17 protein-coding genes are annotated in these 13,903 nt (G+C 29.2%); 3 read left to right on the top strand and 14 right to left on the bottom strand.

Annotated elements, in window-relative coordinates:
• The first annotated feature begins 23 nt into the window (after positions 1-23).
• The gene (locus tag MOV50_RS10540; RefSeq protein ID WP_321777869.1) at positions 24-2,717 is read left to right on the top strand and encodes an EAL domain-containing protein; all 2,694 of its coding nucleotides are present in this window, start codon (positions 24-26) and stop codon (positions 2,715-2,717) included.
• Here the strand turns inward: MOV50_RS10540 and MOV50_RS10535 are convergent.
• The 5 genes from MOV50_RS10535 to flgH form a co-directional block, all read right to left on the bottom strand.
• The gene (locus MOV50_RS10535; RefSeq protein WP_321777868.1) at positions 2,698-3,540 is read right to left on the bottom strand and encodes an EAL domain-containing protein; all 843 of its coding nucleotides are present in this window, start codon (positions 3,538-3,540) and stop codon (positions 2,698-2,700) included. The genes MOV50_RS10540 and MOV50_RS10535 overlap by 20 nt on opposite strands.
• A gap of 50 nt (positions 3,541-3,590) precedes the next feature.
• Positions 3,591-3,923, bottom strand: a complete 333-nt coding sequence (locus tag MOV50_RS10530; RefSeq protein ID WP_321777867.1) for a diguanylate cyclase domain-containing protein — start codon at positions 3,921-3,923, stop codon at positions 3,591-3,593.
• Complete coding sequence (locus MOV50_RS10525) at positions 3,920-4,441, bottom strand: hypothetical protein (RefSeq protein WP_321777866.1); 522 nt, start codon at positions 4,439-4,441, stop codon at positions 3,920-3,922. Before MOV50_RS10525 ends, MOV50_RS10530 begins: the two co-directional genes overlap by 4 nt.
• A gap of 189 nt (positions 4,442-4,630) precedes the next feature.
• On the bottom strand, positions 4,631-5,473 hold the full coding sequence (locus tag MOV50_RS10520; protein WP_321777865.1) for a hypothetical protein: 843 nt from the start codon (positions 5,471-5,473) through the stop codon (positions 4,631-4,633).
• A complete protein-coding gene (gene flgH / locus MOV50_RS10515; RefSeq protein WP_321777864.1) occupies positions 5,418-6,140 on the bottom strand; it encodes a flagellar basal body L-ring protein FlgH in 723 nt (240 codons plus the stop codon). The genes MOV50_RS10520 and flgH overlap by 56 nt, the downstream gene beginning before the upstream one ends.
• Before the next feature lie 66 nt (positions 6,141-6,206).
• Here flgH and MOV50_RS10510 point away from each other — a divergent pair, with 66 nt between their 5' ends.
• Positions 6,207-6,650, top strand: a complete 444-nt coding sequence (locus tag MOV50_RS10510) for a GatB/YqeY domain-containing protein (protein WP_321777863.1) — start codon at positions 6,207-6,209, stop codon at positions 6,648-6,650.
• A 30-nt stretch (positions 6,651-6,680) separates the two neighbouring features.
• Here MOV50_RS10510 and trpC read toward each other — a convergent pair whose 3' ends face one another.
• From trpC to MOV50_RS10490, 4 genes are read right to left on the bottom strand one after another with little or no spacing between them, the layout of a single operon-like run.
• Complete coding sequence (trpC, locus tag MOV50_RS10505) at positions 6,681-7,466, bottom strand: indole-3-glycerol phosphate synthase TrpC (protein ID WP_321777862.1); 786 nt, start codon at positions 7,464-7,466, stop codon at positions 6,681-6,683.
• Entirely contained in the window at positions 7,463-8,752 is a 1,290-nt protein-coding gene (locus MOV50_RS10500; RefSeq protein ID WP_321777861.1) for a hypothetical protein, read from the bottom strand. The genes trpC and MOV50_RS10500 overlap by 4 nt, the downstream gene beginning before the upstream one ends.
• Positions 8,742-9,125 carry a YkgJ family cysteine cluster protein gene (locus MOV50_RS10495; RefSeq protein ID WP_321777860.1) on the bottom strand — a complete coding sequence of 128 codons (384 nt, stop codon included), beginning with the start codon at positions 9,123-9,125 and terminating at the stop codon, positions 8,742-8,744. The genes MOV50_RS10500 and MOV50_RS10495 overlap by 11 nt, the downstream gene beginning before the upstream one ends.
• Positions 9,125-9,820 carry a tRNA1(Val) (adenine(37)-N6)-methyltransferase gene (locus MOV50_RS10490; protein WP_321777859.1) on the bottom strand — a complete coding sequence of 232 codons (696 nt, stop codon included), beginning with the start codon at positions 9,818-9,820 and terminating at the stop codon, positions 9,125-9,127. The genes MOV50_RS10495 and MOV50_RS10490 overlap by 1 nt, the downstream gene beginning before the upstream one ends.
• Before the next feature lie 56 nt (positions 9,821-9,876).
• On the opposite strand from MOV50_RS10490, the gene kdsB reads away from it, so the two are divergent.
• Positions 9,877-10,593, top strand: a complete 717-nt coding sequence (gene kdsB / locus MOV50_RS10485; RefSeq protein ID WP_321777858.1) for a 3-deoxy-manno-octulosonate cytidylyltransferase — start codon at positions 9,877-9,879, stop codon at positions 10,591-10,593.
• Here the strand turns inward: kdsB and MOV50_RS10480 are convergent, their stop codons facing one another.
• Genes MOV50_RS10480 through MOV50_RS10460 form a run of 5 tightly spaced genes read right to left on the bottom strand, consistent with a single transcriptional unit; the run spans position 10,594 to position 13,892 of the window.
• The gene (locus MOV50_RS10480) at positions 10,594-10,800 is read right to left on the bottom strand and encodes a hypothetical protein (RefSeq protein ID WP_321777857.1); all 207 of its coding nucleotides are present in this window, start codon (positions 10,798-10,800) and stop codon (positions 10,594-10,596) included. It abuts the gene before it with no gap.
• Between the two features lie 9 nt (positions 10,801-10,809).
• On the bottom strand, positions 10,810-12,126 hold the full coding sequence (locus MOV50_RS10475) for a response regulator (protein WP_321777856.1): 1,317 nt from the start codon (positions 12,124-12,126) through the stop codon (positions 10,810-10,812).
• Complete coding sequence (locus MOV50_RS10470) at positions 12,126-12,869, bottom strand: ParA family protein (protein ID WP_321777855.1); 744 nt, start codon at positions 12,867-12,869, stop codon at positions 12,126-12,128. The genes MOV50_RS10475 and MOV50_RS10470 overlap by 1 nt, the downstream gene beginning before the upstream one ends.
• Positions 12,850-13,119, bottom strand: a complete 270-nt coding sequence (locus MOV50_RS10465) for a hypothetical protein (RefSeq protein WP_321777854.1) — start codon at positions 13,117-13,119, stop codon at positions 12,850-12,852. The genes MOV50_RS10470 and MOV50_RS10465 overlap by 20 nt, the downstream gene beginning before the upstream one ends.
• Positions 13,120-13,130: 11 nt before the next feature.
• Entirely contained in the window at positions 13,131-13,892 is a 762-nt protein-coding gene (locus MOV50_RS10460) for a chemotaxis protein CheW (RefSeq protein ID WP_321777853.1), read from the bottom strand.
• Positions 13,893-13,903 lie beyond the last annotated feature (11 nt).

The raw sequence follows: 13,903 nt of genomic DNA, 5'->3' as shown, positions 1-13,903 counted from the left end.
ATTTTAAAGATATAATAAATACAATGAAAAATTCGTCTTTTAACTTTAAAATTTTTGTTTTATTTCTCATTCCTCTCATTTCACTCTTATATCTTTTATCATCATCTATTAGCATAAGATATAATAATTTAGATAATAGCACTCTTTATAAAATATCAGCCAATGCAACAAATATATTTGCAAATCTTCTTAACAACCTTCAAATAGAGAGAGGTCTAAGTTCTGCTTACTTAGGTACTCTACATGATAAAAATAGACTTTTAGAGCAATATAAACAAACTGACAAATCTTTAGAGAAATTTATTAGATTTGTAAACTTAAAATCAAAAGATAAAAAACTTTTAGAAAATGCTATTGGTGATAAAAAAAAACCAATAGTTACTAATATTATTAAATATATTAGTGAGCTTGAAAATATAAGAAAAATACTCTTAAATAGATCTATAAGTTTTGATAAACAACTAAACTACTACAACAAAATAAATGCAAAAATAATTCAAGCTATAGAAATACTTACGATGGTAATAAACAAACATAGTAATGACAACAATGCTTTATATGAAATTCAACTCTTAAAAGAAAATGCAGGGATAGAAAGAGCAATTATTTACAATCAACTACTCTCTAATAGTTACAATTATATCTCAAAAATAATATATCTTCAAAAACGACAACAGTATGAAGAAGAAGAGTTTATGTTAAATGCTTCCATGAATTCAATAGTTCTCTATAACTCGTTACTAAAAGAGAAAAATAAAAAAACCATTACAATTTTAAGAGAATCTTTTTTAAATAAATCATTAAAAATAGATAAAGCAAGTAGCTGGTTTAATATATCAACTCTTAGAATAAATATACTTGAAGATATCTCAACAAAGATAGTAGATAGATATATTTCAAATGCTGATAAACAACATTCTAATGAATTATTTACTTTTTATACTACTATTTTACTGTGGGTATTGTCTTTAACATCACTTATTATTTTAGCTTTAATACTGATGAAAAAGATAAAAAAAGAGTCAGAAAATGTAGCAGAGTTAAAGATTTCAGCACATACATTCAACTCTCATCAGGCTATTGCAATCACTGATGAAAATGGAATTATACTTAAAATAAATGATGCATTTTCTAAGATAACAGGTTATTCTCCTAATGAAATAATCGGAAAAAATACAAGTATTTTAAAATCTATGAAACATAAATCAGAATTTTATAACAATATGTGGATAGAACTTAAAAATGATGGTAATTGGCATGGAGATATATATAATAAAAAGAAAAATGGTGAGATATATTTAGAAAGATTATCTATAACAGCTATAAAAAATGATGATGATATCACAACTCACTATCTTGCACAATTTATAAATATTACAGATATAAAAGAAGCACAAGAAGAAGCACAACATCAAGCCGACCATGATTTTTTAACAGGACTTATAAATAGAAAATTTTTAATGCAAAGATTAAATGAAGAGTTTGTTAAAGCCATAAGACACGACTTTTTACATGCCTTTTTATTTATAGACTTAGATGGATTTAAAGCTATTAATGATACTTATGGGCATGATATAGGAGATAAACTACTTATAGAAGTATCAAAAAGACTAAAATCAGTTTTAAGAGAAGAAGATATAGTTTCAAGAATGAGCGGTGATGAATTTGCCATAGTGGTACTAAATATTGATAAAGCAGAAGAAGAAGCAGCAAAAAATGTTAAAGAGATCTGTAAAAAAGTAATCAAACAACTAAATAAGATATTTATCCTAGATGAACAAAAGATAAATATCAGCGCAAGTATTGGCGTAAAACTTTTTCCTGATGGGAAGAGAGGTGTTCCACAAATAGTAGCAAATGCAGATACCGCGATGTACCAAGCAAAAGATCAAGGGAAAAATCAATTTGTCTTTTTTAACAAAACTATTGAGTTTGAACTAAAACGCTTACAACTCCTTGAAGAAGAACTACTCTTTGCATATAACAACCATGAATTTAAGTTTTACTTTCAAGCAAAAGTAGATACAAAAACTAGTGAAATAACTGGTGCGGAAGCACTAATAAGATGGTTGCATCCTAAGCGAGGTCTTTTATATCCTGACTCATTTTTAAAAGTTTTGATAGATATAAATATGCTTCATGATATTAGCATGTTGGCATTATCAAGTGCTTGTAATTTTATAAAAAGAAATACTAAAACTTTTGATGGAGTAATCTCTATAAATATTAGTTCAAATGAACTCTTTAACCCACTTTTTGAACAAGATATTGTTTCAATAGTTGAAAGTTTTGGAGTAAGTCCAACTAAAATAGAGTTTGAAATAACAGAAGATGAACTTATCAAAAATTTTAGCGTTGCTATTATTAAAATAAAATCACTTAGAGAACTAGGATTTAAATTTGCTATCGATGATTTTGGTATAGGGTATTCATCTATCTCCTATCTAAAACAACTACCAGTAAACTCTCTTAAAATAGATAAAAGCTTTTTAGGTAATTTAGATAATAACTCAAATAAAGAAGTTGTTAAGATGCTTATCAATATGGCTAAAACTTTCAATATGCATAGTGTTGTAGAGGGTGTAGAAGATGAAGAACAACTCTCTTTCATACAAGATAGTGGAGCACAGCAGTACCAAGGATATCATTTTTCTAAAGCGATTGATGAAGATAGCTTTCAATCATTAGTAGAAAAAACTACAGCAACTCTAAACTAGGTTCTCCAAAATAGTAACCTTGTGAATACTCAATTCCTAAATCTTTAATCATACTCTGAACACTTGTACTATGCACAAATTCTGCTATTATTTTTATCTTACTTTTTTTACAAATAAGGACTATTGCTTCTACTATTAACTGACTATTTTCATCTTCAACTATATTTTTCACAAAAGCACCATCTATTTTTAAATAGTCTGGTCTAATATTTAAGAGTCTTGAAAAGTTAGAATTCTGAGCACCAAAATCATCTATAGAAATTTTGAAGCAATTTTCTCTTAAAGAATTTAACTGCATCAAGATATCTGATGAATTTAAACTTACTATATCTTCAAGTAATTCTAAAACAACTCTAGATGGGTCAATTTGATACTTATTTACATTTTTTAATAAAAGTGGTTCTAGATAACCTTGCGATAAATCATCACCTGTTATGTTTATAGAAAATTCTAAGCTATTGTTAGAAAACTTTTTAAAACTCTGAGCTATTATATACTTTGTTATAAAAGACAAACTACCAGTTACTTTTGCGGCTTCCAAAAATAAATGTGGTGAAATAATTTCATCATCATCTTTAAGCCTTGCTAAACACTCATATTTCTCAATTTTTCCTGATTCATTATTAAAAATAGGCTGATAATATGCAATTATCTCTTCATTTGCAACAGCTTCTTTTATCTTATGAATCCAATATATATTTTGTTGTCTTTTTTGTACAAACTCTGATGATTGGTCAAAAATTTTAAAGGCGTTTCTTTGTGATTCTCTTATATCTTTTAATGCAATTTCTGATTGAGTTATATTTAAGTTACCCTCTGTCATAGATATACCGATGGTTAAAGAGAGCTTGAATTCAATATCATCATTTATAATTATATCACTATGAGAAAAAATGAAAGTATTGAATTTGCTATATGTTCAATATCTTCTTTACTAAAAGAACTTTCATCTATTAAAACAAATTTATCTGAATTAAATCTATATAAAGTTGAAGTTTTTGGTTTTACCATGTTTATAAAACTTGCAACTTGAAGTAAAGCTTCATCACCAGTTTCATAACCATAAGCATCGTTAATATTTGAAAAATTATCTATATTTAATAAAAAATAATTTACTTTTTCACAAGTTTGAAGTCTTTGAAGTAAAGCATTATAATCGAAAGCTTTGGTTAGCTTGTCATAAGTCTGATTTACTTGTTCATTCATCGCTTTATAGATACAAAACTATCTGGTCTTATTGATTTATATTTTGGCATACTTTGACCAATACTCGCATTGACATAAGTAGGGTCTGCTACAACAAACTTTCTCTGCCCTTCTCTAACGCTATCTCCACTCATTGGAACATAAAGAGCAGTTGCCATATGGTCTTTGTATTTTACTCCAATAACACCCACTCCAAATAACTCTTTAACAAGATATGAAAAAAGAACCGCTCTATCTTCACAATCTGACTTATCAAAGTAAAGTGTTTCTGCAGCAAACATCACTTTTTCTCTTCCAAACTGTGCATTATCTCTTTCATATTTAAAAGATTTTTGAACAAAATGAAGGACAAAGTTCATAGCATCTCCAGCTTTTTTTCCATCTACATATTTTTTTAAATCTTTTACTATGGAAGTGTAAGTTCTACTATCAAGAGGAGCATTAAAGTATGTTTCATAATCTGCTTGTGGATAAGTAGCCATGAAGTTTATAAGATTTTGATTAAACTCAAAAGACACTTTATATTTTTTTCCTAACTCTACAAAACTAAGCGTTTTATTTTCATATCTGACTTAAAATTTGGTAGCGTTTTCAGTGCTAAATCAAGTGGTTTATTTGCCCCAGGATAATTTTGTTTATATGAGTAAAGCTTACCAACATTTCCTTTTGAATAGTTAGATACTACATAAAACTTTTTATTTGAAAAACTATAATTTGGAGTAGAATAAATAGTTTTTTTTAGAATAATGAAGTAAAACTATATGTCTTTGTGCTAATCCTACTTTAACTGCGTAACCAAGCTTATTAAATATAAACCAACTTAAAAGATTTGAGTTATCTTTTGCATGATGAACTTCTGATGAGATTTTTAAAATTAAAAGATAAACACCCCAATCATTAAGATTCATATTTTTAGATACTTTTTTTATATCGTTTATTAAATTATCATAATCACTAGATGCCGCACTATCAAAAAAGTTTGATATTCCTTTTTGGTTTTGAGGGTAAAACTTCGCTTTTTTTATACCAGTTGGAATATCAAAGCCCAAATACGAACCATAAAAATCAAAACTAATATCTTTAGAAACTACAATAGGTTGTACAACTTCTTTTTTGATTTCTTTTTTAGTCTCTTGTTTTTTTATAACAATAACAATTTCTTTTTTTGGTATTTTTTTCTTTGGTGCTTTATATATTATAAATTTTTGTGCAGGTTTTGGTTCTACAAACTTTACTTTTTCAACTTTAATACTAACTTTTGGACCAACGCTTTTTATTGGTTTTGATGGTGCCTTTGCTATGGTTTTTGGTTTTGGTTTTTCATATAAAGGCGTACCTTTAAAAACATTATAAGCCTTCCATTGCTCTTTTAAGTAGCTATTAAAAGCATTGTCTTTTTCATCTTTATACTTTGAAAATGATTTTACTTGTGAATTTTTAAACTCTGAAAAACTTTGCGCAGAAAAAAGTGATGTACTTAAAAAAAGTACAAGACTAAAATGGCCAAACAGCCTGAATAACTTTGGTTCCCCATCCTTGTTTTGTCGCACGGTCAAGATCTCCTTGTGTTTTATAAAGAATCTTAGCATCGCTCATTTGAGCAGAACTAATTTTATTATATTGGTCTATATCGTATGGACGAATAACACCACTTATTTGTATAGTTTGTTTTTGTTCATCAACTAAAATTTCTCTTTTTCCAGAGATAAAATAGTTTCCATTTTGTAAAACTTTTACTATTCTAGCTGAAACAGTAGTTGTAAAAGTTGCATCTTTTGTTGCACTTCCTTGACCTGAATAAGTATTAGAAGATTTTCCAGTATAGCCTATATTTGATAAGCCAGTAAGATTACTTGCATAGGCACTCATTGCTGGGTTTCCACCAGCTGATGCAAAAACTCCACCACCTAAAGCACTCTCATCGGATTCAGCAAGGGCTTTTGTTCCAGTACTTGAGCTTTGAGCTGTTTCAGAAATAACAACTCTTACTATATCATTTACATGCATTGCTTTGTGGTCTGAGAAAAGTGGATTATCTCCTTGACCAAATATGCTTCCTGTAGATATATAATCTTTTTTATCTTCACGAGACGGCATCTGCTCAACATAAGCGGGTGGTTCAAAGTCTATCTCTGGTTCTGTTAAATTAGCAGTACAACCTGTTAAAAATAGTATAACATAAAATGGCATGGAAAATATTAAAATTGTTTTTAGCATCTAATCTCTTTGTAAGTAGTATATCTTTAGTTATAATTCTAGCAAAAATAGTTCCAAGGAAGGGAAATGACATTAAGAGAAATAATCAACCAAGATATCAAAGATGCAATGAAAGCAAAAGAAACAAAAAAAAGAGATGCTCTTCGTCTTTTAACAAGTGCCTTTAAGCAAATAGAAGTTGATGAAAGAAGAGTTTTAAGTGATGATGATATTATAAAAATCATTCAAACACAAGTAAAAAGAAGAAATGATGCTGCTTCTCAGTTTAAAGATGCCTCTCGTGATGATTTAGTAAAAATAGAACTAGATGAAATTGCAATATATACTCCTTATCTACCGGCTCAACTTGATGATGAAGAATTAGCATCTAGCATAGCAAAAATAATCTCGATACTTGGAGCTTCTACTATGAAAGATATGGGTAAAGTAATGGGTAAAGCGTCTAAAGAGTTAGCTGGTAAAGCAGATGGAAAAAGAATAAGTGAGTGTGTTAAAGATTTATTAAAATAATAAACTTCGAATAAATTTGAAGTTCCAAGATTAGCAAAATTTTAGTTTTCTTAGAGCTTCTTCTTCGTTGTTGGTTCTCATTAAAGACTCGCCAACAAGGAAAGCATCTACACCTGCTTTACTTAAATCTTCTAACTGACCGTGTTCATAGATGCCACTCTCAGCAACAATTATTTTTCCATTTGGAATCAAAGGTATCAAGTCATAACATAGATTCATATTCATTTCAAAAGTTTTTAAATTTCTATGATTAATCCCTATGATATCACTACCAGCATAAATAGCTTTTATTAAATCTGGTTTATCATGTACTTCTACTAAAGCTTCCATACCTAGATGCCTAGTATAGGCTAAGAGTTCTTTTAACTCTTTTCTTGAAAGTGCCGTAGCTATTAAAAGGATAAAGTCTGCTCCATGAACCATTGCTTCTAAAATCTGATACTTTGAAACTATAAAATCTTTTCTTAAAAGTGGGATGCCTACATAGCGTCTAATTCCACCAAGATAATCTAATGAACCTTGAAAAAAGTGAGGCTCTGTAAGTACAGAGATAGCACTCGCTCCACCTCTCTCATAAGCCTGAGCTATCTCAAGTGGGTCAAAGTCTTCACGAATCACACCCTTTGATGGAGAAGCTTTTTTAACCTCTGCTATTATTCTATATGGGTCTTGCTCTGTCGCTTTTAAATAAGGGAATACATCTCTTGGAACTCTTGCATTAAATGCAAGTGAACGACCTAACCAATCAAGTGAAAATTCTTTTTCTCTTTTTATTAAATCTTCTTTGGTTTTTTCTATAATATCATCTAAAATCATCTTTTCTTTTTACCCTTAGTTTTTTTATTTTTACATTTTTTGATTGCTTTAAAGTGCGCTAATACTTCTGGGTCGTCACCACCTTCTAACTTTATAACTTTTTTTATTACTCTAAGTGCTTTTTTACATTTGCCAAGTTTGTAATAACCCCAAGCTAATGAATCAAGATAAAATGCACTTTGAGGTTCTATGTTCAGAGCTTCGCGCACATAAATCATACCTTTTTTTATATCTATGGAATGGTCTATTAAAAGATATCCCAAATAGTTTAAATAAAGTGCATTTTTATCAATTTTAACTACTTTAGATAATTTTTTTATAACTGATCTTTGCATTTTTTTATTGTTTTTATTTTTAGCATTTTCATATTCAAAAATCGCACTTTGTCCAAGATAGTTTATATCACCTTTTTCTTCATAGAGTTTTTCAGCTAACAGATACGCTTTTTCATAATTTTTGGAATTTATATAAAGTTGAAGCAACAAGTCATCATCACTGCCACTATCTTTTAAAAAAATTAGAAGTTTTAAATGCTCTTTTTTATAAAGATAGATTTGTACAATTTTATTAGCTATTTCACTACTTTTATGCAAACTATACTTTCTCAAGTAAATAGATAAAAGTCCATCAATATTGTTTTCATTTGAGTAAAAACCCAAGAGTCTATCACATACTTTTTTTGAACAACCATGTAGTCTTAAATGTGTTTCTAGTTGTGCAATGGCGTCTTTTTTTCTTTGTAAATTAACATATAGAATGATTGACATTCTATCTAAAATATTTTCATTATACTCTTTTGAGTATGCACTTTCTAAATACTTCAATGCTGTATCAAACTTTTTTTGTTTTACATATATATCACTAACCATGATATAATCAGTTGGTTTTTTTGATATATCTACCAACTTAATAGCTAAAACTCGAGCATCTTCAAATTTCTCTTCTCCTAGAAGTGCAATTATTTTAAGTCTGATTAAAATAAAATCATCTAGTTTAGATTCTATAACTTCGTCAACTTTTTTTACAACTTTTTTATACTCTGTATTTGCTATATCATTTTGAAGTGATTTATAAAGATACTCTCTTTTTTCAGATTTTTCCCAAAGTGTATTAAAAATAATAGATGCATTACCATAATCTTTTAACTGTTCTGCTCTTAGGGCAAAAAGTATATAAGCATCTTCTTCTACAAAAGCCTTTTCATTTGGTTTAACAGGTGAATGAGAACCAGCACAAGCACCTAAGATAAGTGCTAATAGTGTTGTTATAATTATTTTAAAAAACATCATCACCCTTCATTTTAACTCCTGAACATTCTTTTTTCAACTCATCTAACCTTGTTTTATAATAATCCCAAAAAGGAAAAGTCCTACATTGAGATGGTCGTTCATCATAGATGCTACAAGCTTTGATATCTCTATTATAAAATACACATTCATACGAGTCATCATACTTTATCTCTTTTATAGAGTACTTATAGCCTTTTTTATATAGATAATCTTTAACAAAATCTTCTTCTTTAAAATTCAAAAGTTTACTAATATTTTGTATCTCTGCTTTCGTAACATAGATATATCCACTCTCTCCAGTGCAACACCTACCTTCACAATCACTACAAGCACTTACATCAAAACTATAATCAAAGCCTTTCTTTTGCATCACAGCTGACATTTTATACTCTGCGTAGATGCTTTTTTAAAAATTTCTTCTACCTCTTTTGTATAGTTTTTATCTTTCATTGTGATTAGAGGTGATAAAACATTCATAAGTGATTTTGAACTATTTCTTGCATGTATAAGCACTAAAGAGGCCTTTTTATCTAATCTTGAATGAACAAATCTAACATCAACAACTCTTAATTTTACTTTATCTAATTCAGCACACACAAGAAAAAACTGTGAAGCCTCATAGCAAAATATAAAATGACCTTGAGGTTTTAAAAGTCTTGTTATTTTTTTAAAAAATTTATCTATTGGTAAGTTAACATTATACCTTGCATTAAACAATATATTGTTTTTACTTTGTTTACTTCCTTGGTTATAAAAAGGGGGATTGGAAATTATAAAGTCATATTTTTGCTTCTCATCATACTCTAAAATATCTGTTTTTTTTATCTTATACTTTATCTTATTTACTCTTGCATTTATAGTTGCTAATGAAACAAATATATCTTGTTTTTCAACTGCTTCAAGATTTACTTTTTCGTTATCTCGTGCTACTAAAAGTCCTACTATTCCACACCCTGCTCCAACATCTAAAATTTTTCCACGAGGGTTAAAAGAGTTTATAAAGTCATATAAAAAAAGTGAGTCACTGTTGTAACAATAACCATTGTGTGGTTGATAAAGTAGCATAAAGACCTTTTAGATATAATTTTGTAATTATACCAAATAATTAAGGACTTACTATTATGATTATTATTCCTGCACGATTAGCATCTACTAGGTTTCCTCAAAAAGTTTTAGCAGATATTGGTGGTTTACCGATGGTAGTTAGAACAGCAAAAGCAGTTGAGCATCTAGACAGGGTTGTTATAGCAGCTGATGATGAAAAAGTAATAGCAGTCTGTAAGGAGTATGGCATTGAAGCGATGCTAACATCAACAACACATAAAAGCGGAACAGATAGAATCCATGAATGTGCTACTATACTAAATCTTGATGATGATGAGATAATCATAAATGTTCAAGCAGATGAACCATTTATTGAGCCTGAGGTTGTTGAGATGCTAATAAGTAAACTTAAAAATTTGCAAAAAATAGATGAGCCGTTTATCATGGGAAGTTGTTACAACTCTATAAATGCAGACTCAGCAAAAGACCCAAATCTTGTTAAAGTCGTACTAGATAGCGATAACAATGCCATATATTTCTCTCGCTCACTCATTCCATATAACAGAAGTGGAAGAGCAAACTACTTTGGACACATTGGCATCTATGGGTTTTCTAAAAAAAGTTTAAAAGAATTTTGTAATCTAAGTGACGCTCCTATCGAAGATATAGAAGGGTTAGAACAACTAAGAGCTATTTATCATCAAAAAAAGATAACCATGTTAAAAGTCGCTAGTACAGGTTTTGGGATTGATACTAAAGAAGATTTGCGCAGAGCTATAGAAATTTTTCTTTAATTATGCTCTTAGCTTTATAAAAATAGTATAGTCCCCAAATTGCTCACTTAATGCAAATTCATGTTTTTGACAAAAATTGGACTTCATGATGCCTATCATATACTCAGCTTCTTTTTTTGCTTCATCTTTTGTGTCAAATTCTAAGTTTTCACTAAATCCACTTTTTAAAAAACATCTACATGAATTTTGAACTTTTACTTTGTACATTAAAAACTCCTAAAAATCAAAGATATCATCTAAATCTTCTACATTACTAACACTTTCATCAAGTTTTAGCATTGAACCTATAGTCTCGCAATTTACTACAATAGTGTCATTCATAAAATCGATGCTTGGCGCACCTGTGTGAAAAGACATCTGAATCCATCTTAACATATCATTACTAAATGCAGCACACATTCTTCCTAGAATTTCAGAATTTTCTATAAATTTTAACTCATTGTTTGACATATCATAAGACAATTCTTTTAGCGCTTTTGAAATAACAAATACTTCACTATATGAAGACAAGATAGACCCGAGTTTTTCTAAATATGAGTATATTTCTTGAACTTCTTCTGATGTCACATTTCCACTACCAACTATCAACATTAAAGAGTTTAGCTTAGCCGCATACTCTTCTAAATCAACCAAATCTTCACTATCAAGATAATCAAAAACTTCTAATGCTAGTGATTTATACTCAACACTAGATGCTATCTCTTCATCTTTTTCTTCAAGCACAACTGATTGTACATTTGAAGCTTGATTGCTAACTTCTTCTTCATCTTTTATATATACTTTTTCTAACTCAAAAGATATTTTTGATGTTTCTATTTTATATTCACACAAAACGCCATTTTTTATAACAATAAGCTCAATAATTTTTTTAGGAAGTTTATCAATATCTGTTAATGTAAAATATTGTTTTTCTTCTGATTCTTCTATAACAACATTAGCATCTATAGATAATTTTATCTGTGCTTCTGCTATAGAAAAGATAGCACGAACAACATCACTTAGATTATTATTCTTTTTAGTGATATTTAAAAGAAAAAATTCCCAAAATTCAGATATAGAATCTTCAGAATTAATCATAAAATTTGTATATCTTGAAAAAACTTCTGTTGTAAAAAGGTTTACATTATTTGTGTTATTTTTTTTATGTGCTCTTGCTTCAATAAGTGTTACATAATTTTGAATTCTACTTCTAAATACATCTGCATTTACAGGTTTAATTATATAATCTTCTGCACCATTATTTAAAATATCTTTCTTTCTCTCACTATCATCAACTGCTGAAACAGCGATAATCATAATTTTATTGTTTTGCTCTCTTATAAGTTTTGTAGCTTGGATTCCGTCCATATTTGGCATCAGAATATCCATAAGAACTATATCGAAATTATCTTTTTCACATTTGTTAACAGCTTCTTGTCCATCCTTAGCTTCTTGTATTTCAAACTTTGTACCTGTATCTTCTTCATAATCTTCAAGAAGTAGTCTAAGTATTATTCTATTGTTTGCATTATCATCTACTATTAAAACATTCATTATCCAATCCTTTTCATAAGTTCTTCTACACAACGGTTATAATCTTTCATCCCCTTAGACCTTTTTTCATCCAAGATGATTGGAGAACCTGATTCAAACTGTTTTGCAAGTTTTATATCTACTCCTATGGGAGATAATAGTTTCTCCTCGCCAAAAGATGTTTTAACCTTGGCTAATGATTCTTTATGCTCATTTATGTGAGGATTGTACATAACAGGGAGTATAGATATATCTGCTATTTCACGAGAAAAAGTTGAAGCACTTTGATATACAGCACGAAGCATCTGACCAACTGCAACTACACCTAAATGATGAGGGACGAATGGTATAACAACAGCATCTGCGACTTCAAGAGAGTTCTTTAACAAAGCATCAAAGGTTGGTGGGGTATCTATAACGCAGTAGTCAAAAAAATCTGCAATATTCTCTCTTTTAAAACGACTTTTCAAAACACCTCTTAGATCAGAGTACTCATAAACATCAAAGAAGGACAGTGCCGGAGATAGCGTTAAGTTATCATGCACAGTTGGTATAAAACTCTCACTCAGAGTATGTCCTGTAAATATTGAGTGAACTCCAAGCGTTTCACTTGGCTCACAACCAACACCTATACAAGCATGCCCTTGAGTATCAAAATCTAGTAATAAGACAGAACCATGTTTTGCTAAACCACTTGCAATATTTACTGCTGTTGTTGTTTTTGCAGAACCACCTTTTCTATTGCTAATAACAATGGTTTTCACTAGTAACAAATCCTTCTAGAACTTTTTGAAAAAGTTTTTTAGTCTTACCAAACTCATAAGAAATCGGATAGTTTTTTTTATATGCCATTATGATTTGTAAAACAGCTAGATGAACATCTTCACATTCGCTAAACTCAAGTTTTACTTCCTCTGGTGCTTTTTCTTGTAAAAAGTCCCTAAAAGAAATAACCTCATCTTCATATATTACAGATGCAAATATTGCACGATTTTTTTCATATGTTATTGCCATTTTTTTACTCCTTAGATTGGTATATTAATAGTTTTAATTACATTTATCAAAACATCATCTAAATTAAGAACACCTAAAAGTTCTAAAAAATCACTATTATTATCTTCATCATTATTCATAACTTCATTATCTTCTATATGGGCAATATCTTCTATCTTATCTACTTTAACTGCAAAAATATTATTATTACTTTCATAAATGACAAGCTTTTGTAAAGAGTTTGCTACCTTATCAACTTTTGCTATAAATGAGTCTATCTCATTCATAGTTTGGTAAAATATATCATAAATACTTTTGTTAAACTCTTCTATCGCTTTTTCTTTATCATCTTGTAAAGTTTTTAAAATATTTGCACCAGTAATATAAAGATTTTTGTGATTTTCGTATAAACGCTTAAAGGTTTTTCCAATCTCATCATCATAAGAGTTAAAAGCATTTAACCATTTCCCAAGTTCACACTTATTTGGGTCTAATTCTCTCGTAAATTTAGAACCATTTTTTATAGAGATTTCCAACTCATCTACCCATGCTTGATGAGCTTTTTTAAGTTTGTCAAATAGTTGGACAAGTTCTTCATCATAAGTTAATAGTCCGATTATCTTACGAAAGCTAACAACTTTTATAACCTTACCTTCATAAGACATCATTCCATCTATAAACTTATGGGCATTTGGTATCTCACTCATATCAAACACTTGAATAATTCTTTGTATATTTTCAATATCAAGAGCATAACGACTACTCCCAACACTAAAAACTATTAAATCTTTCATTATAAAGCCCT

It is taken from the genome of Sulfurimonas sp. (assembly GCF_029027585.1).
Taxonomy (GTDB): domain Bacteria; phylum Campylobacterota; class Campylobacteria; order Campylobacterales; family Sulfurimonadaceae; genus Sulfurimonas.
Note: the sequence above shows the minus strand (reverse complement) of the source record. Positions and strands in the feature narration are given on the sequence as shown.